The organism is Bradyrhizobium cenepequi (assembly GCF_020329485.1).
Taxonomy (GTDB): Bacteria; Pseudomonadota; Alphaproteobacteria; order Rhizobiales; family Xanthobacteraceae; genus Bradyrhizobium; species Bradyrhizobium cenepequi.
In genome coordinates this window covers 36,312-54,472 of the sequence record NZ_JAGKJI010000030.1, presented here as the reverse complement: position 1 = coordinate 54,472, position 18,161 = coordinate 36,312, and the positions used below count along the sequence as shown (strand labels likewise).

Sequence of the window (18,161 nt, the reverse complement as noted above, 5' to 3'; positions counted from 1 at the left end):
CGATAAAGCAGGAGCGCGCGTAATGCCGGAACTGTCAATATCGACCGATAAAGTCGGCTTTTTGATCGAGAAAGCGCGGGAATTCGATGTCAAGGAAGCGGCGTCGGACCCGGACTCCGGCTCGAATGCCGCCGATGACGAGATGGTCGATGTGCTGGAAGACAATGGTCGCGACCCGGTCGAGCGGGAAATCAGGGGCTTCATCCGCGCGCTTTCCGAAGACGAGCAGATCGATCTCGTCGCCCTGATGCGGCTTGGCCGTGGCGATCGTCGGATCGAGGAATGGGACGAGCTGCGGCGAGAGGCCGCCGATCAATATAACGATCGTACCGCGCGCTATCTGCTCGGCGAGCCCATGCTGGGCGATTTGTTGGCGGAAGGTCTGGAAGCGTTCGGCCGTCCATGGGATGGCGAGCATACCTCAGCCGATTCCTCCAGCGAGAGCGAGCGTTCGGTCAACGAGCGCAATCAACAATAACCGTGCCGAGCTTATCGCCCTTTTCGACCGCCAGGTGAGCCTGCGCCGTCTGCGACAGTGCAAATTGCCCGGCGATGTTATGAAGGCGCGATGCGGCCGCGAGCCATTTGGTGATGTCGGCCTGCGCCGCGGCGAGCAGCGGTGGCGGCAGCGCGAACAGCACCAGGGCGCGCAAGGCGATGCACTTCTCCATCAATTCGCGCATCGGCACGATCGGGTTGCGATTGCCGTTGGTGGCGTAGACCGCGATCGTGGAATTGACCGCCATCAGCTTTAGCGTGGTTGCAAGATTGCCGCCGAAATCGACATCGACCATGCGGTCGACGCCACGCTGATGGGTGAACGCCATCGCCTTCGCAACGACGTCTTCCTCTTTGTAGTTGATCACGAGATCGGCGCCCGCGCGCCGCGCCTGCTCGGCCTTGAACGATGAACTGACAGTCGCGATCACCTCGGCGCCGCCCCATTTCGCCAGTTGTACAGCGTAGTGGCCGACTGCACCGGCGCCACCGGTGACCAGCACCGTCTTGCCCATGATCGGTCCATCCGCAAACAGGCAGCACCATGCGGTCATGCAGGGGATGCCGAGGGTGGCGCCTTCCGCGAATGAGAGATCATCCGGCAGCGGCATCACGAGGTGCTCGGCGAGGGCGATATATTCCGCGGCGGTGCCAAAGGCGCGGCCGTTGCGCTGGCCGTTGAACAGCCAGACCCGGTCACCGACCTTGAACCGCTTCACGCCGTCGCCGATCTGATCGACGATCCCTGCGCCGTCGCTGTTCGGGATCACGCGCGGATATTCCATCGCCCGATAATTGCCGCCGCGGCGGCCGACATCGGCGGGATTGACGCCGGAGGCTTCCAGGCGGATCCGCACCTCGCCCGCGGCTGCCGCCGGCGTCGGCATCTCGCCAAAGGTCAGGACCTCCGCCGCCGGCCCGGTCCGCTCGTACCAGACCGCTCTCACAGCGTGACCATCTTCACAGCGTACCTGGGAAGGCGCCGCCGTCGAGCAGGATGTTCTGGCCTGTGATGAAGCCGGCCTTGGCGCCGCACAGGAACGCGCAGGCGTAACCGAACTCCTCGGGATCGCCGAAGCGGCCGGCGGGATTGAGCTTGGCGCGCTCGGCCAGCAGTTGCTGGGGCGTGATGCCGCGCTTGTCGGCTTCAGCTTTCGCTGTGCCCAGCAGGCGGTCGGTCTCAAACGGCCCTGGCAGCAGCGCATTGATGGTGACGTTGTTGATGACGGTCTTGCGCGAAAGGCCGGCGATGAAACCGGTGAGGCCGGCACGCGCGCCGTTGGAAAGCCCAAGGATCTCGATCGGCGCCTTCACCGCGGCCGAGGTGATGTTGACGATGCGGCCGAATTTCCGTGCCATCATGCCGTCGACGGTGGCCTTGATCAGCTCGATCGGGGTCAGCATGTTGGCGTCGATCGCCTTGATCCAGTCGTCGCGGGTCCAGTTGCGGAAATCGCCAGGCGGCGGGCCGCCGGCATTGTTGATCAGGATGTCCGGATCGGGGCAGGCCTTCAGCACGGCCTCGCGGCCCGCGGGCGTCGTGATGTCGCCGACGATCTCGGTGACAGTGATAGCAGGGTTCGCCTTGCGGATCTCATCCGCCGTCTTCTTCAGCGCTTCGGCGCCGCGCGCCGTCAACGTGACGTGGACGCCCTCATTGGCGAGCGCGATGGCGCAAGCGCGGCCCAGACCCTTGCTTGAAGCGCAGACGATGGCACGGCGGCCTTTGATCCCAAGATCCACTGTTTCACTCCCGTGATGTCAGGTGAGTTTCTGAAAGGTTCGATGCGGCCAGTTTAGCCAACGCCGCGCGGCCTGATAAGTCCTGCGGCGTTGCGCCGGCCGAAATCGTAGGTATCAATGTGCGCATATCAAAGTTTGGGAAGCACAGCATGTCCGATCTGTTCGATGTCAGCCAGGAAACCATCTTGATCACGGGCGCGAGCCAGGGGCTCGGGCGGCAATTCGCCCGCGTCCTTTCCGCGCATGGCGCGGCCGTCGTCCTGGCGGCGCGTCACACCGGCAAGCTGAAGAGCCTGGAGGAGGAGATCAGGGGGAAGGGCGGCCGCGCCGCCGCGGTGCAGATGGACGTCACTGACATCACCGGCATCGGCAAGGCACTGGACGTCGCCGAAGCCGCATTCGGCCCGGTCAGCGTGCTGATCAACAACGCCGGCATCGCCATCGAGAAACTGTCGACCGAGCAGACCGAGGCGGATTGGGATGCCGTGATCAACGCCAATCTCAAGGGCGCCTATTTCCTGGCGACCGAACTGGCGCGGCGCATGATCGCGCGCAAGCAGGAAGGCAACATCGTCAACATCGCCTCCGTGCTCGGCCTCGGCGTGATGAAATTCCTCTCGCCCTACACGGTCTCGAAGGCCGGCATCATCCAAGCTACCAAGGTGATGGCACTGGAGCTCGCCGGCAACAACATCCGCGTCAACGCGCTGGCCCCCGGCTATATCGACACCGAGATGAACCACGATTTCTGGGCGACTCCGGCAGGTGAGAAACTGACCAAGCGGATTCCGCAGCGCCGGGTCGGCGCCGAATCCGATCTCGATGGCGCGATCCTGCTGCTGGCCTCAAAAGCCTCGCGGTACATGGCCGGCAGCGTGGTGACGGTCGACGGCGGATTCTTGCTGAATTGAACCTTCCAGCCTGCTGTGCCTCCACTTTTGCGGCCTTTCTGGCAAGATTGGTTCCCAAGGCCGGTTTCGCGCGAATCCGGTCCATTTGGCCGTCACAAAACCTCAAAAAACCTGTGTCGAAGGGCTTTCCAAAGCGGATGAGCATTGATACATACGCCTCGCGCCCGGGTTGCCCTCGGCCCCGGGTCGCCTTCTCAGGAAGTCTTCGAACGGATCGAGCGGCGCCTCTTCAAGCGTTGTCCGCTTTACGTTCGGCCTCTCTCCATGCAAGGCGGATATTCAGTTTAACGCGGGGTGGAGCAGCCCGGTAGCTCGTCAGGCTCATAACCTGAAGGTCATAGGTTCAAATCCTATCCCCGCAACCAAGTTCGACAAAACCCCAGCAATCTCGGTAGATTGTTGGGGTTTTGTTTTGGCGTTGGAATCATCCCAACAATATCAACCACTTGATTGTAGGTTCAAATCGCCCACCCACCAATTGTAATTGGTGTAAGCGCGGGTGGCGAATGATTGCGCCTTTTTTCACGTCAACGAGGCGGTCCTAATACCATCGCCGAATTTCATCAGGATCGATGCGGCGTGACAAACAATGGAATCGCCGTTGTTTTTATATTGCACCTAGAAGCTCGAAACAGCGGGTCAGGAGTTCGAAGCAGCAGGCTGCAGCTTATGTCTCGAAAGGAAAACGGCAGCGTGCCGTATCAGCCGGTTAGACCTGCCCTGCGTAACCCATCGAGGAAGTGTTCGCGGTCGGCGGGATCCCTGTACCTTCCGGCTCGCGCCTGAGCAAGATCAAGCGTGTTCGCGGGTAAGGCGTCACCATTCTCGTTCAGTTCACGAGAGCGTTCCCTCACGAATGCCTCCGCTTCAAACCGCGCCTCGCCGAGCCGGCCCATCTGCGCATAGCAGGCCGCAAGGAGTCCGTGCGACCACCTATCGAGGGATCGCGCCTCCATCAACGCTTTGACCGCCCGCTCGTACTCGTGCCCCGAATAAAGCGCGAGCGCGTGATACCAATGGTACAGGTTGGGCGGAAAGGGGTTGAGCCGTTTGGCCGCCCCGATCCGTGTGAGCGCCTCGCGCCACCGCCCCCAGTAGACCAGGATATTGGCGAAAACGGCGGCGACATCGGCGTCGTTTGGATTGAGCGCGAGAGCCCGGCTGAAATGGATTTCGGCCTTGGCGTCCTCGTTTCGCAGGAACAGCAGCTGCGCGAAGACGCCATGAGACCAGGCGTCGCCGTCGTCGATATCGAGCGCGGTTTCGATCTCGCGAAGCGCCTCGTCCAATGTCGCGGTGGCGGGTGATTCGAGAAACACGTCGCAGACGATCGTCCAGGCGATGTTGACGTGGGCGCGGGCATATTGGGGGTCAAGCGCGACGGCGTTCCGGAAATACTCCCTGGCCTCCGCCATACCCTTCATGGTCAACTGACGCCACCGCGCGTTCCCCAGCAGAACCAAATCATAAGCGGTAATGCTCGAAGTCCGCTTGCGTCTGGCGGTCTCGCGGCCAGCGTCCTCCAGTCGGCCCGGCAGGGCCGCGACGATCGCCCGGACGATCTCGTCCTGCAGGGAGAAGATGTTTTCGAGTTCACGGTCGTAGCGTTCGGTCCAGAGATTATAACCGCTCCCGGCATCGAGAAGCTGGACGGTCACTCGCACCCGGCTGCCGATCTTGCGCACACTCCCTTCGGCCACGTACCGGACGCCGAGCTCGCGGCCGACCCGTTTGATCTCGGCCGACCTGCCCCTGTAGGCGAAGCTGGAGTGGCGGGCGACGACGAACAGCGACCTGAACCGCGACAATTCGGCGATGATGTCTCCCGTGATCCCGTCGGAAAAATAATCCTGCGCGGGATCTCCGCTGAGATTGGAAAACGGAAGCACCGCGAGCGACGGCCTATCGGACGCTGCATGTGCCGGTGACGTGGGCAGGTCGGCACCGGATTCGGCGGTGACCACCGGCGGCCCGACATAACGGTAGCCGCGGCGCGGCAGCGTCTCGATCCAGGTCGCGCCCCCGTCGACCTCGGCAAATATCCGCCGCAGGGCGGCGATCTGCACCGTCAGATTGCTCTCCTCGACGGCAAGCCCCGGCCATGCCGCCTGCATCAGTGCGTCCTTGGAAACTGGCGTTCCGGCCCGTTCGACAAGCAGCCGAAGCAGCATCACCGCGCGCCGTCCGAGCGCGATCGGTTCGGACTCTTGAAAGAGCATCTCGGCCTCCGCGTCGAGGCGGTAGGAACCGAATTCGTGGATCGTCATGGCTTGGAGATTACATTTTTTGCAACTTTTTCGGAACGGATTCAGGACCGCCCGGAAACGGACGATCATGCTGCGCCGGCCTAAGAAAACGTCGAGGACTGCCTAATGCGCGATTCCTGCGATGCGATGGAGACGGACGACCTAGTGGCCCGTCCCGGTGCGGACGTGATTGCCGGTGCCTCGGACCCGGGGTGCCGCCTGCTCGAGGCCGTCCAGGCGCTAGCCCCGCTGACCGCTGCGCAACGCAGCGAGTTCGACGGCGGCCGGCGCTTGCCCGACGCCGTTTTCGCAGCGCTCGCCGATGCAGGCCTGTTTCGCCTGTGGCTACCCGAAGCGCTCGGCGGGCCCGAGCTGTCTCCCTTCGAGTTCATGAGCGTCGTCGAGGCCGCCTCGGCGCTCGACGGCTCGGTCGGCTGGCTCGTCGGCAACGGCGGCGGCATGAGCCGGATCGGCGGCTACCTCAGTGAGGCCGTCGCACGCGATTGGTTTGCCGACCGGCATAGCTTTGTCGCCAGCTCGACCGGTGCGGTCGGCACAGCGATCCCCGTCGATGGCGGTTATTGCGTTTCCGGGCGCTGGCCGTTTGGCAGCGGCGCGCATCACGCGACCCGATTCATGGTGCTGGCCAGCGTCAATCCCGAGGATCCGGACTCGCCCCTCATCTGCTGCTATCCCGGCCGGGGCGACGTGACGATCCTCGACAACTGGCATGTGTCCGGACTGCGCGGCACCGGAAGTTGCGATTTCGAGGCACGGGATATTTTCGTGCCAGCCGCTCACGCCCATCCCTTTCTCGGATTGCAACCGACCCAGGCCGGACTGCTGTATCGCATGCCGCCGTCATCGGTGTTCGCGTGGAGTATCTGCGGGGTGCCGCTCGGCATCGCGTCGGGCGCCATTGCCTCGTTCGCGGAGCTTGCCTGCCGGAAAAGCCGCCTGGGCACCCGGGCGTTGCTGCGCGATCGTGAAACCGTTCAGGCGACGGTCGGGCGGACGAGAGCGATGCTTCGCGCCGCCCGCGCCTTCCTGATCGATGCCATGAGGGGCTTGATGGCTGCGACCGAGATGGACGGCGAACGGCTGGTGGAGGCGCGCGCGACCATTCGGATCGCCAACGCCCATGCTGCCGAGACTGCGATGTCCATCACCGACATGCTGGCGGCCAGCGCGGGCGCGGCCGCCATCTTCGAGACCTGCGCCCTGGAGCGTGCGGTCCGCGATGTGCACGCTGCAGCGAAGCACATCGCGATGAGCCCGAACAATTACATTATCGCCGGACGGCTGGCGCTTGGGCTCGATCCCGGCACGGCGAGGTTTTGAACGTTACGCAACCATCCAACGGAGTTGCCCGATGTCTGTGGTTTGCCGGCCGGCACGTGCGCAGGATCTGGAATTCGCAGACACCCTCGTCGTCTCCAGCATCAACGATCTCACGGAACGGCATGGCTTCGGGTCCATGGCCGTTTCCTCTCCTCCCAGGTTTCAGTTGTTTTCCTTGGAGGACGATGCCGACGGCTTGTGGGTGGCGGAAGAGGACGGCCGGATCCTCGGCTTCGCCTGGAGTTGGGTCTGCGGTGACATGTGGTTTCTGGCGCAGCTGTTCGTGTCGCCCGATCACCAGGGGCGGAGCGTGGGCAACGAGCTGATCAAGCGCACTCTGGAGCACGCCAAGACATCGGGCGCTTCGAACAGGGTGCTCATCACCTTCAGCTTCAACACGGTCTCGCAAGGGCTCTACATCCGCCACGGACTGCTTCCGCGATTTCCGATCTACAGCGTCAGCGCATCGCGAGAGCATTTGATCGGCCGCTTGCAGGGCCCGCAATTCGACTTCACGCTGATCGAGGAAGAAGCTTCGACCCTGCGTCGCCTCGCGCAAGCGGACGAGCGGGTTCTTGGCGTGTCGCGCGAAAAGCATCACCGCTATCTGATCAACGATAGCGGGACGAGAGGGTTCAATCTCTACGACGGAAGCGATTGGGTAGGCTACGCTTACGTGGACGCCGGCGGACACATCGGACCGCTCGCCGTCACGGAGTCCCGCGCCGTCGCTCCTGCGTTGAGAACGGCGATGCGCCTGGCGGCAGAGAGCGGCTCGTCGCGGATATCGGCATTCTTGCCTGGCGCAAGCGAGGCGGCTCTCAACACCGCGATGGAGCATGGAATGCGCATCAAGTTTCCGATGTTGCTGATGTCGTCGCGTGAATTCGGCAACTGGGTCCAGTATCTACCGCGCAACCCGGGCTTCATGTGATCGCGAAGGATCCCTCACCGGCGCAGTCAAATCGCAACTTGAACCGAATGTCGGTATCGGTGGTTGCGCCTCCCCGCAACCAAGTTGGCAGAGCCCCAGCAATTTCAGTGAATTGCAGGGGCTTTCTTTTGGCGACCGAGTTGACCCGAATGGTCTGACCCGGCCCCCAGGTTCAATCATCTCGCAACTACGCTGCGCACAGTCGGAAGCTTCTTCGACGCACGGGCGGACGTTGCGTGTGAACGGTCAGCCCGCTAAGGCGGATTAGCCGGGGCGCCGCTTTCATCCCCCGATAACATCCTTTGGAGGATTTCCTCGATCGAATGTGGGGAAATGCCAAGCTCGGCAAATCCAGCCATCTTTGGTGATGGCACGGTGTCGATCTGCATCAGCTCCACCTGATGAGGAGCAAGGGGTGGGGCAGGGAGCATTTCGGAGGCCCATGCCAGCGCATGCCAAACGACAAACGGGACTGGAATCAGGAGAGGGGCGAAGCCGGCTTGATGGGCGATCGCTCTGAGCAGTTGCTCGTAAGAGTAGGGGGTCGGGCCGCCGAACTCGAAGATGGTCGGGTGGGTCTCGGCTCGCGCCATGAGCCGGGCAACCGCTTCCGCAACATCTTCCACATAGACCGGTTGCAATCTGGTCTGGCCGCGGCCGAACATCGGATAGATCGGAAGCCGACGAAGGAGGTTGAGGATGGTGTTGAGAAACGCGTCGTCCAGTCCAAACATCACAGCCGGGCGAATGAGATAAGCATCGCGGAATTCTGCGCGGACCGCCCGTTCGCCTTCGCCGCGCTTGCGGACATAGCGGGACGGCGCGGCGGCATCGGCGCCGATCCCCGAAACGTGAACAAGCCGTTTGACTCCAGCCCGGTGGGCCTCGGCTGCTACCCGTTGAGCCGCCTCGACGTGAACGGAGTGAAAAGTCTCTGTCCCGCGCTCGCGATAAAGGCTGACCGCGTTTATGGCGCCGTAGGCGCCGATCAGCGCATCGGCGACTGATCGCGCATCGTGAATGTTGGCCTCTACGAATTGAAGCTGCGGCTTCTCAGCACCAGGCTGCCTGTGTCCCCGGTCCGGATGCCTTGACGCGATCCGGACCGGAAATTGGTGATTGGAGAGATGGCGAACGATGCGGCTGCCGACAAAGCCGGTTCCGCCGAACACGGTGATGGTGTGACCGTTCGTGGTTGCTTCGGCTAGCGTTCGTGACTCCACGGGAAGAGGGATGCCGGGAAATCTGCCGCATAGCGGTGACCTATCGGCGTGCGGGGCTGCTCGTGTGCGGGATTCGGGTCGGGCTCCACCACCTTCCGATAGAGATGCCAGGTGGCATGACCGAGCACCGGCAGCACGACAGCGAGGCCGAGGAACAGCGGCAGCGAACCGATCACCAGGAGTGCCGCAACAATCAGCCCCCATGCGGCCATTACAAATGGATTCTCCTTCACGACCCGCAGCGATGTCCGGATGGCGTCTATCGCAGTGGCATGTCTGTCCAGCATCAACGGAAACGATACAACACTGACGCACAGGGACACGACGGCGAACAGGAAGCCGACGCCGCAGCCGATGATGATGAGCGACCAACCTTCCGGCGTCGTCAACACGCGTGTTGCGAAATCAGGGATGCTTGCGGCCGCGGCATGGCCGAACGTGGCAACGTAGATGGCGTCCGCGGCAGCGATCCAGACCCCGAACAGAACTAGCAGGAGCACGCCTAGTCCGAGAATGGCGCCGAACGATGGTGCACTCAGCACGCGCATCGCGTGCCATGCGGCGGCTTCCTCGCCTCGCTCGCGGCGACGGCTGAGTTCGTAGAGGCCGAGCGCGGCAAAAGGACCGATCAACGTGAAACCGGCGGCCAGTGGAAAGAGCAGCGGCAGCACGGAATAGCCAACGACTAGTCTGAACAGGACAAGACCAAGAACGGGATAAATTGCGCACAGGACGACAGCGTGAGTTGGGATGGCCTGGAAATCTTCCCAGCCCAGGCGCAACGCGTCGCGCAAGTCGGAAAGGCTGACCTTGCGAACGACATATGCGGTGGAGACGCCGAAGAATTGCAGGTGAGGTCTTGCAAAATACTGAGTGGCCATGGTGCCGGTCTCCTTGCTCGTGGTCGCAGGAGGAACGGCGCGGCCTTCAACTCGCGCGCATTCGCCTCATGCGCGAAAATCGCGATCGAGCCCGGCGAACCAATTCAGAAGGAGCTTTGCCGGACAACACCTGTCGCGACCAGTGCAGGAAGCTTAGCGCGATGAGCGCAAGACAACAATGCTCACGGTTGGGTGAATTGTGCGTCTGCACAATCCTTTTGTTGCGCTGCACCGCCAAACCAGCGGAGCCAGCGACAATTGCCGGTTGGCGCAGCGTCGGTAACGCACGGGACGAGGCCGCGGCTTCCTCCACTATTGACGCCCGGCTCAACGCGTACCATGTTGCTTTCGACGCCCCCAGCTCCGATGAGACTTGCGGCCGTGGCGTGCACTCGGCGTCGCGACCGGTGGAATGGGCGAGGTAAGAGGCACGACGACAGCGGACGTGAGTCCGCCATCGCGACAGACGTGAGCTCCGCCCTCCGGTTCGTATCCGCAGCCTTTAGCGGCAAGGATGCATGAGGGATGGCTGTAGCAATCATACTGCTTTTGGTCGCGATCGCCTCGGTGGTGTTTCACCTTTTCAGCCCGTGGTGGTGGACGCCACTTGCCTCAAACTGGGGCTACATCGACCACACCATCACCCTGACGTTCTGGATCACCGGAGCGGTCTTCGTCGCGGTCGTCGGGTTCATGGCCTACTGCGTCTTCCGCTTTCGCCATCAGGAAGGAAGGCAGGCGGACTACAATCCCGAAAACAAGCGGCTCGAATGGTGGCTCAGCGTCGGGACTGCAATCGGCGTTGCGGCGATGTTGGCACCCGGACTGTTCGTCTGGCACCAGTTCGTCACCGTTCCGGCCGGCGCGACCGAGGTCGAGGTCATGGGACAGCAGTGGCAATGGAGCTACCGGCTTCCTGGAAAAGACGGCCGGCTTGGGACCTCCGATGCCCGCCTTGTCAGTGCCGACAATCCGATGGGGTTGAATCCCGACGATCCAAACGGAAAAGACGACGTCGTTATTCAAAACGACGATCTGCACCTGCCGATCGGGAAACCGGTGAAGGTGCTGCTCCGCTCAATTGACGTGCTGCATGATTTCTATGTGCCTGAGTTCCGGGCGAAGATGGACATGATACCGGGCTCGGTTACCTATTACTGGTTCACGCCCACCCGCACCGGAACATTCGATGTTCTCTGTGCAGAGCTCTGCGGTGCCGCGCACGCGCAAATGCGCAGCAAGGTCATCGTCGAGGAAGAGAAAGAATATCACGCGTGGCTGGAGAAGCAGCGGACGTTCGCCGGGTTGTCGGAGCAGGGCAATGTATCGAAGGCGGCGTACAAGACAGGTCGCGAATGAACACACCGACGGGAATAGGCCGGATTTCGTGAGCCAAACTCGTCGCTGAACAGAAGACCAAGGAGGGTATTCCGATGGTCGATGTCCCGTTTGACACAGTCGCAGGCGTCCCGCCCGCCGAAGTGGGTGAGGTCGAGCTCTATCACCCGAAGAGCTGGTGGACGAGGTACGTTTTTTCGCAGGACGCCAAGGTTATCGCCGTCCAGTACTCGATCACAGCAATGGCGATCGGAATGGTCGCGCTGGTGCTGTCTTGGCTGATGCGACTGCAGCTGGGATTTCCCGGCACATTCTCCTTCATCGATGCCAACCAATATCTCCAGTTCATCACCATGCATGGCATGATCATGGTGATCTACCTGCTGACCGCGTTGTTCCTTGGAGGGTTCGGCAACTATCTCATCCCGCTCATGGTCGGCGCCCGGGACATGGTGTTCCCCTATGTGAACATGCTGAGCTATTGGGTCTACCTGCTCGCGGTCCTGGTGCTGGCCTCGACCTTCTTCGTGCCTGGCGGGCCCACCGGCGCCGGCTGGACGCTCTATCCGCCGCAGGCAATTCTCTCCGGCTCCCCCGGGCAGGATTGGGGCATCATTCTCATGCTGGCTTCTCTGATCCTGTTCATCATCGGCTTCACCATGGGCGGGCTCAACTATGTGGTGACGGTGCTGCAGGCGCGTACGCGCGGCATGACGTTGATGCGGATGCCGTTGACGGTGTGGGGCATTTTCACTGCCACCGTCATGGCGTTGTTGGCCTTCCCCGCGCTATTCGTCGCCTCGGTGATGCTGCTGCTCGACCGTCTGTTGGGGACCAGCTTCTTCATGCCGACACTCGTCGAGATGGGCGAGCTGACGAAATATGGCGGCGGCAGCCCAATCCTGTTCCAGCACCTTTTCTGGTTCTTCGGCCATCCCGAAGTCTATATTGTCGCCTTGCCGGCCTTCGGCATCATTTCCGATCTGATCAGCACCCACGCGCGGAAGAACATCTTCGGCTATCGCATGATGGTCTGGGCCATCGTGGCAATCGGCGCTCTCAGCTTCATCGTATGGGCGCACCACATGTATGTGAGCGGCATGCACCCGTATTTCGGGTTCTTCTTCGCCACCACGACGCTCATCATCGCCATCCCGACCGCGATCAAGGTTTACAACTGGGTGCTGACGCTCTGGCGCGGCGATATTCATCTCACCATCCCGATGCTGTTCGCGCTGGCGTTCATCATCACGTTCGTGAACGGCGGACTGACCGGCCTGTTTCTCGGCAACGTGGTCGTGGACGTTCCGCTGTCAGACACGATGTTTGTCGTGGCACACTTTCACATGGTGATGGGCATTGCACCGATCTTGGCCGTGTTCGGCGGGATCTACCATTGGTATCCGAAAGTCACGGGACGAATGCTCAATGAGGTGCTCGGACGATTCCACTTCTGGGTCACGTTCCTCGGTGCCTATGCGGTTTTCTTCCCGATGCACTATCTGGGCCTTTTGGGCATGCCCCGCCGCTATCACGACATTGGCGAAACGTCTTTCATCCCGGCATCTGCTCATGATCTCAATGCGTTCATGAGCGTGGCGGCCCTGATTGTCGGCTTTGCCCAGCTTGTCTTCATATTCAATCTGATCTGGAGCCTGTTCAAAGGCAAAGAGGCGGGCGGCAATCCCTGGGGAGCCACGTCGCTGGAATGGCAGACACCAGAGACCCCGCCGGGGCATGGCAACTGGGGCAAGGAGCTCCCGATCGTCTATCGCTGGGCCTACGATTACAGCGTACCCGGCGCCGCCAGGGACTTCGTGCCGCAAAATGAACCGCCGACCAGACTGTCGGCGCAGGGGGCCCATCCGTGAGCGCCATTATCCTGTTCATGGCTGGAGTCGCGGCAATTGCGGGATGGTGGCTCTCGCAGCAACGGCTGACTGCCAAACCCTGGCTGGAGGAGGGAGTGATCGTCGACCTTCGCGAGGAGAGCGGATCGTCGCCGCAGGCGGCGAAGATCGGATTAGGGGTGTTTCTCGCGGTCGTCGGCTCGCTGTTTGCACTTTTCATCAGCGCTTACTCCATGCGCATGAACATGGTGGACTGGCGGACGCTGCCGCTGCCGGCGCTGCTGTGGTTCAATACGGGCGTGCTGGTGTTGAGCAGTGTCGCGCTGCAATGGGCGTACATCGCCGCGCGCCGCGACAATATGGACGGCGTAATTCTCGGCTTGGTCGGTGGGGGAGCCTCCGCCGTTACGTTCCTGGTTGGGCAGCTTCTGGCGTGGCGACAGCTGAATGCTGCTGGATATTTCGTGGCGTCCAACCCGGCCAATTCTTTCTTCTACCTAATAACGGCGGCGCATGGGTTGCATCTGATGGGCGGTCTCGTGGCACTCGGCAGAACGACTGCCAAGGTGTGGCGCGGAGCTGAGGTCGCGCAGGTGCGCGTGAGCGTGGAGCTCTGCGCGATCTATTGGCATTTCCTGCTGCTGGTCTGGCTGGTCTTGCTTGGCGTGCTGACGGGCTGGACCGACAATTTCGTCGACATCTGTCGCCAGTTGCTCAGTTAGGGAGGGCGCGGACCGATGGCGGAAGCTGCACTGACAAACATTGGAGCATCCCCTGCGCGGCTTTCGGGCTGGCGGGGGATCGCCGCCGACTGGTCCTCGGATCAGCGCGCTTTCAAGAATGTCTCCTGGGGGAAGGCCATGATGTGGATCTTCCTCCTGAGCGACACCTTCATCTTCAGCTGTTTCCTGCTGTCGTACATGACGGCGCGAATGTCCACCACAGTGCCGTGGCCCAACCCCAGCGAAGTCTTTGCGCTCAATATCGGGGGAGCGCATATCCCGCTCATCCTGATTGCCATCATGACGTTCATCCTGATCAGCAGCAGCGGCACGATGGCGATGGCGGTCAATTTCGGTTACCGCCGCGATCGCGTCAGAACGGCAGCCTTGATGCTGGCGACCGCCGCATTCGGCGCCACGTTTGTCGGAATGCAGGCCTTCGAATGGACCAAGCTGATCATCGAGGGTGTCCGGCCCTGGGGCAACCCGTGGGGCGCGCCGCAGTTCGGTGCCAGCTTCTTCATGATCACCGGCTTTCACGGCACCCACGTGACCATCGGCGTGATTTTCCTGATCGCCATCGCACGAAAGGTTTGGCGGGGAGACTTCGATGTCGAAAGGCGTGGCTTTTTCACAAGCCGGAAAGGCTATTACGAGATCGTCGAAATCACGGGCCTGTACTGGCACTTCGTCGATCTTGTGTGGGTTTTCATTTTTGCCCTTTTCTATCTTTGGTGAGGTCGGCGCATGACAGAAGCCGCGATACATGTAGAAGCCCAACAACCTTCGCTGCAGCTTCACGCCCATGCGCCGGGAGCCACGCAGGCAAAGGGCCAGCAGCACCCGATCAGACTCTATCTCGTGGTCTGGGGATGGCTGTTCGTCCTTAGTGCCTGCTCCTATCTCGTCGACTACTTTGGCATCCATGGCCATCTCAGATGGTCGCTGATTCTGCTGTTCATGATCTTGAAGGCCGGTCTGATCGTCGCCGTGTTCATGCACATGGCCTGGGAACGGTTGGCCTTGGCCTATGCCATCCTGCTTCCGCCGGCGCTGGTGCTGGTGTTCGTGGGTATCATGGTGTTCGAATCCGAGTACACGCATCTGCTGCGGGTCGTATTTTTCGCTCCCACGGCGTAGCTGCTATTGCTTCGCAGCGAAGGAGAACGGCAATGACGAGGGACACCGTAGCGGCACAAGAGGAGATTTGGGGATGCAGTTTACCGTTGGGTTTAAGCTAAGAGAAAAAACGGACCATGTCGTCCTGGATGGAGAGGACGCGCTCGCGGCCGCGCTGAAGGTGAAGACAGAGCTTCCGGAAGCAGTCATCATGTACGTGCGTCCACAAAATCGGCGTGGTGACACACGTCATCCGTCACGTGCGCTCGCCGAAGACGTTCTTCGATGAGAGGTCAGCGGATTCGTTACGCCTCCCCGCAGTCAGCTTTCTCCAGCGATTTCAATAATTTTGGCCCGCCTCTGGCGGGGCCTTTCGATGTCAAGCGTTCCCCCGGGCCATTACGGCGCACCTTCGCATCGGTCATGTCACGCCGCATCCTAGACGACGGAGCGGAACGCGTTGAGTAGATCACCGTCGAGCTTGTTTCCCATGTCCTGCATGATGCTGAGCGCCTTCATTGGCGGCAGCGACCGGCGGTACGGCCGATCTTCCACCAGTGCAGAAAAAATCGGCAATTGTGATTACGCGTACGAGATCTGCGATTTGCGCGGCACGAAGCTGATCCGGATAACCCGATCCATCGAGCAGTTCGTGGTGATGAAGCACGCAGTCAAGGATCTCGGCTGGAAAGCCACCTTGTTGCGTGAGCAGGTCATATCCGTATCGGGGATGCTTTTTTATCTGCTCCATCTCGTCGTCGGTCAATTTTCCCGGCTTGTCGAGAGTATCGGGTGGAATGAACGATTTTCCGACGTCGTGCAGCAGCGCCGCGTGCGCGATACGTCGTTGGTCTTTGGACCGCATCTTTAGCTTCTGCGCGAACGCAACGGCAAAGCCGGTCACCAACAGGCTGTGTCTGTAAGTGCCGCCATGATGCCTCCGCACGGTTTCCATCCAAGGACCAATTCCCCAGGCTTCGAGCGCCTCGAGGATCAGCGGAGTGTTGGCTTCGAGAGTTTCGAATGGAGACGAGCTTCTATTGTGCGGCGGAGGCAGCACATCTGGAGCTTACATCTTCGGACGACATTCTGCCTGTCCATGAGGTCGCCCTGAAATGGGGCTTCACGCATATGGGACGCTTTGCGGAGATATATCGCAAGACTTACGGTCTCCTTCCATCTCAGCTTGCCGGACTGCGAAAGCGGAATGGCTGATCGGTGCCGGTGGCGACATTGGTCCGCATCGCGCCATCTCCGCTTTCGATTTCAGGGCAAGAATCGGAGTTTGGTTTCCTTCGGTCAAGCGTAGGTCTTTGTCGAGATCACCGATTGATCTCGGTGATCCCCTTCGAGACACAAGGAGTCATTCCAATGAGCAAGGAAGAAGATAACAAGGCCGTCGTCGGTCGCTGGTTCACGGAATTCTGGGGCAAGGACGTCAACCTTGCGGTCGTCGACGAGATCGCCGCGCCGGACATGCTGCTCAAATACTCGCTGCATGAGCCCCGCCGCGGCCGCGCCGACATCAAGGCGTTCATGACCGATTTCCGTGCTGCATTCCCCGATCTCAGTTTCTGGGGCACGGCGGATCTGATCGCCGAGGGCGACTATGTCGTCGGCCAATGGGAAGGCGGCGGCACCCACAAGGGGCCAGCCTTCAACGACTTCCTGATTGGTGGTCTGCCGGCTGCAACGGGCCGCAAGATGCACTTCACCGGCACCACAGTGCTTAAGGTGATCGACGGCAAGATCGTCGAGGAGATCGGTCTCGACGACGGCGTGACCGCGCTGACCCAGCTCGGGTTGCTTAAGGCCGCCTGATCGGAACAGGCATCTGCGCATCCGCCAACGAGGTCCGCACGCCCCGTGCGGACCTCGTTTCGCCCGCTGGCGGAAATCGGGTGGCATTGCCCGGTATCGTCGCCGACAATCGGGCAATGCGTGACTTACGCGCCGCAGCCAGGATTCGGGCACAAGAATCGGAGTGTGATCGGCGGGAATTGGCGGCATCCTCGATTCCGGCACAATACAGGGCATGAAAGAAGATGACGGCGACGCCCGCTAAGACCCCGAAGTCAACGCCCCCATCGATGGCGGATGATCCTCGATGGGCGCGGATTGTCGCGCGTGACAAGACAGCCGATGGCCATCTCTGGTACTCGGTTGCGACGACAGGCGTCTATTGCCGGCCGTCGTGTCCCTCGCGCATTGCCAACCCCAGGAACGTGCAGCTCCACGACAGCCTGGAAAGCGCCAGGGCGACAGGTTTCCGGCCTTGCAGGCGCTGCAATCCTGACGGCCTTTCGACCGAATCCGAAAACGCGGCCTTGATAGCGAAGGTGTGTCGGATCATCGAGCAGAGCGAAGAAGAGCCTTCACTGGAGCAATTGGCAGCCGCAATCCGCCGGAGCCCGAGCTATTTCCATCGCGTGTTCAAGGCGGCCACCGGGCTGACACCGAAGGAATACGCCGCCGCCCATCGTGCAGGCAAAGTGCGTCAGGGGCTGGCCTCCGGCAACAGCGTCACCGAGGCGATCTATGACGCCGGCTTTAATTCCAGCGGGCGCTTCTATGAGAAGTCCACGGACATGCTCGGCATGACTCCATCGCAATACCGCGCCGGGGGTACGAACGAGGAGATCAAGTTCGCTGTCGGGCAGACCTCGCTCGGCGCCATCCTGGTCGCCTCGAGCACGAAGGGCGTGGCCGCGATCCTGCTGGGCGACGATCCGGACGAGCTGGTCCGCAATCTCCAGGATCGTTTTCCGAAAGCACATATCATTGGTGCAGACCGCGACTACGAGACGCTGGTTGCCCGGGTTGTCGGCCTTGTTGAAGCGCCGGAGATCGGCCTGGACCTTCCCCTCGACGTCCGCGGCACCGCCTTCGAGCAACGCGTGTGGCAGGCCCTGCAGGCGATTCCCGTGGGCGAAGCCGTTTCCTATGCCGAAATCGCTGAGCGTATCGGCTCTCCAAAGGCCGTGCGCGCGGTGGCGGGCGCATGCGCGGCGAACAAGCTTGCGGTTGCCATTCCCTGTCATCGCGTCGTTCGGAAAGATGGCTCGCTCTCGGGCTATGCCTGGGGTGTCGAACGCAAGCGCGTTCTGCTCGACCGGGAATCCGCGCAGGGCACATGAACATCGCCGACGCCAAACACGTAGGTCTCGCTTACGCCGATCCGGCGAAGGCTCGCGTGATGGCCTATTTCCGGCGGCTCGTGGCCGACGGCTATGCCGAATGGCAGATGCTCGAGAACGGAGACATTCGGCTCCGCTTTCGCAGCGGCGAGACCTATCTTCTCGCGCAAACGGCGGTCATCCGCATCGCATGAACCGGCTGAAGCTCTGATGAAAGC

At 61.4% G+C, this 18,161-nt stretch carries 19 protein-coding genes, 1 tRNA gene and 1 pseudogene; 14 read left to right on the top strand and 7 right to left on the bottom strand.

Annotated elements, in window-relative coordinates:
- Nucleotides 1–22 precede the first annotated feature (22 nt).
- Complete coding sequence (locus J6497_RS26790; protein ID WP_225707276.1) at nucleotides 23–478, top strand: DUF3775 domain-containing protein; 456 nt, start codon at nucleotides 23–25, stop codon at nucleotides 476–478.
- On the opposite strand, the gene J6497_RS26785 is transcribed toward J6497_RS26790, so the two are convergent.
- Nucleotides 456–1,445, bottom strand: coding sequence for an NADPH:quinone reductase (locus J6497_RS26785; protein WP_225707275.1), 990 nt, complete (start codon nucleotides 1,443–1,445; stop codon nucleotides 456–458). The genes J6497_RS26790 and J6497_RS26785 overlap by 23 nt on opposite strands.
- Before the next feature lie 13 nt (nucleotides 1,446–1,458).
- Complete coding sequence (locus J6497_RS26780; protein WP_225707274.1) at nucleotides 1,459–2,241, bottom strand: SDR family oxidoreductase; 783 nt, start codon at nucleotides 2,239–2,241, stop codon at nucleotides 1,459–1,461.
- A 149-nt stretch (nucleotides 2,242–2,390) separates the two neighbouring features.
- Here J6497_RS26780 and J6497_RS26775 point away from each other — a divergent pair, with 149 nt between their 5' ends.
- Complete coding sequence (locus tag J6497_RS26775; protein WP_225707273.1) at nucleotides 2,391–3,152, top strand: SDR family NAD(P)-dependent oxidoreductase; 762 nt, start codon at nucleotides 2,391–2,393, stop codon at nucleotides 3,150–3,152.
- Between the two features lie 288 nt (nucleotides 3,153–3,440).
- Nucleotides 3,441–3,517 (top strand) — tRNA-Met (locus J6497_RS26770).
- 336 nt (nucleotides 3,518–3,853) lie between these two features.
- Here the strand turns inward: J6497_RS26770 and J6497_RS26765 are convergent.
- Nucleotides 3,854–5,371, bottom strand: a complete 1,518-nt coding sequence (locus tag J6497_RS26765; protein WP_225707272.1) for a winged helix-turn-helix domain-containing tetratricopeptide repeat protein — start codon at nucleotides 5,369–5,371, stop codon at nucleotides 3,854–3,856.
- Between the two features lie 153 nt (nucleotides 5,372–5,524).
- On the opposite strand from J6497_RS26765, the gene J6497_RS26760 reads away from it, so the two are divergent.
- A complete protein-coding gene (locus J6497_RS26760) occupies nucleotides 5,525–6,739 on the top strand; it encodes an acyl-CoA dehydrogenase family protein (RefSeq protein ID WP_225707271.1) in 1,215 nt (404 codons plus the stop codon).
- Complete coding sequence (locus J6497_RS26755; protein ID WP_312010360.1) at nucleotides 6,708–7,673, top strand: GNAT family N-acetyltransferase; 966 nt, start codon at nucleotides 6,708–6,710, stop codon at nucleotides 7,671–7,673. The genes J6497_RS26760 and J6497_RS26755 overlap by 32 nt, the downstream gene beginning before the upstream one ends.
- A gap of 254 nt (nucleotides 7,674–7,927) precedes the next feature.
- Here the strand turns inward: J6497_RS26755 and J6497_RS41285 are convergent, their stop codons facing one another.
- The 3 genes and pseudogenes from J6497_RS41285 to J6497_RS26745 all read right to left on the bottom strand — a co-directional run bounded on the left by J6497_RS41285 (nucleotide 7,928) and on the right by J6497_RS26745 (nucleotide 9,777).
- On the bottom strand, nucleotides 7,928–8,062 hold the full coding sequence (locus J6497_RS41285) for a hypothetical protein (RefSeq protein ID WP_283845096.1): 135 nt from the start codon (nucleotides 8,060–8,062) through the stop codon (nucleotides 7,928–7,930).
- A 216-nt stretch (nucleotides 8,063–8,278) separates the two neighbouring features.
- Nucleotides 8,279–8,845: pseudogene (locus J6497_RS26750) on the bottom strand (NAD(P)H-binding protein); the annotation flags it as partial.
- 32 nt (nucleotides 8,846–8,877) lie between these two features.
- Nucleotides 8,878–9,777 carry a DUF2189 domain-containing protein gene (locus tag J6497_RS26745; RefSeq protein WP_225707270.1) on the bottom strand — a complete coding sequence of 300 codons (900 nt, stop codon included), beginning with the start codon at nucleotides 9,775–9,777 and terminating at the stop codon, nucleotides 8,878–8,880.
- A 525-nt stretch (nucleotides 9,778–10,302) separates the two neighbouring features.
- Here J6497_RS26745 and coxB point away from each other — a divergent pair.
- The 6 genes from coxB to J6497_RS26715 all read left to right on the top strand — a co-directional run bounded on the left by coxB (nucleotide 10,303) and on the right by J6497_RS26715 (nucleotide 15,095).
- Nucleotides 10,303–11,136: a cytochrome c oxidase subunit II gene (coxB, locus tag J6497_RS26740; RefSeq protein WP_225707269.1), complete on the top strand. Its 834-nt coding sequence runs from the start codon at nucleotides 10,303–10,305 to the stop codon at nucleotides 11,134–11,136.
- A 74-nt stretch (nucleotides 11,137–11,210) separates the two neighbouring features.
- Complete coding sequence (gene ctaD, locus J6497_RS26735; protein WP_225707268.1) at nucleotides 11,211–12,986, top strand: cytochrome c oxidase subunit I; 1,776 nt, start codon at nucleotides 11,211–11,213, stop codon at nucleotides 12,984–12,986.
- Nucleotides 12,983–13,687, top strand: coding sequence for a cytochrome c oxidase subunit 3 (locus tag J6497_RS26730; RefSeq protein ID WP_225707267.1), 705 nt, complete (start codon nucleotides 12,983–12,985; stop codon nucleotides 13,685–13,687). The genes ctaD and J6497_RS26730 overlap by 4 nt, the downstream gene beginning before the upstream one ends.
- A gap of 15 nt (nucleotides 13,688–13,702) precedes the next feature.
- The gene (locus tag J6497_RS26725; protein WP_225707266.1) at nucleotides 13,703–14,425 is read left to right on the top strand and encodes a heme-copper oxidase subunit III family protein; all 723 of its coding nucleotides are present in this window, start codon (nucleotides 13,703–13,705) and stop codon (nucleotides 14,423–14,425) included.
- A 9-nt stretch (nucleotides 14,426–14,434) separates the two neighbouring features.
- A complete protein-coding gene (locus tag J6497_RS26720; RefSeq protein WP_225707265.1) occupies nucleotides 14,435–14,827 on the top strand; it encodes a cytochrome C oxidase subunit IV family protein in 393 nt (130 codons plus the stop codon).
- Nucleotides 14,828–14,900: 73 nt separating this feature from the next.
- The gene (locus J6497_RS26715; protein ID WP_225707264.1) at nucleotides 14,901–15,095 is read left to right on the top strand and encodes a hypothetical protein; all 195 of its coding nucleotides are present in this window, start codon (nucleotides 14,901–14,903) and stop codon (nucleotides 15,093–15,095) included.
- Nucleotides 15,096–15,275: 180 nt separating this feature from the next.
- Here J6497_RS26715 and J6497_RS26710 read toward each other — a convergent pair whose 3' ends face one another.
- On the bottom strand, nucleotides 15,276–15,761 hold the full coding sequence (locus J6497_RS26710) for an HD-GYP domain-containing protein (RefSeq protein WP_225707263.1): 486 nt from the start codon (nucleotides 15,759–15,761) through the stop codon (nucleotides 15,276–15,278).
- 416 nt (nucleotides 15,762–16,177) lie between these two features.
- Between J6497_RS26710 and J6497_RS26700 the strand changes: the two genes are divergently transcribed.
- The 3 genes from J6497_RS26700 to J6497_RS26690 all read left to right on the top strand — a co-directional run bounded on the left by J6497_RS26700 (nucleotide 16,178) and on the right by J6497_RS26690 (nucleotide 18,137).
- Nucleotides 16,178–16,627, top strand: coding sequence for an ester cyclase (locus tag J6497_RS26700; protein ID WP_225707261.1), 450 nt, complete (start codon nucleotides 16,178–16,180; stop codon nucleotides 16,625–16,627).
- Nucleotides 16,628–16,851: 224 nt separating this feature from the next.
- Complete coding sequence (gene ada / locus J6497_RS26695) at nucleotides 16,852–17,943, top strand: bifunctional DNA-binding transcriptional regulator/O6-methylguanine-DNA methyltransferase Ada (protein WP_225707260.1); 1,092 nt, start codon at nucleotides 16,852–16,854, stop codon at nucleotides 17,941–17,943.
- On the top strand, nucleotides 17,940–18,137 hold the full coding sequence (locus J6497_RS26690) for a hypothetical protein (protein ID WP_225707259.1): 198 nt from the start codon (nucleotides 17,940–17,942) through the stop codon (nucleotides 18,135–18,137). The genes ada and J6497_RS26690 overlap by 4 nt, the downstream gene beginning before the upstream one ends.
- Nucleotides 18,138–18,161: the final 24 nt, after the last annotated feature.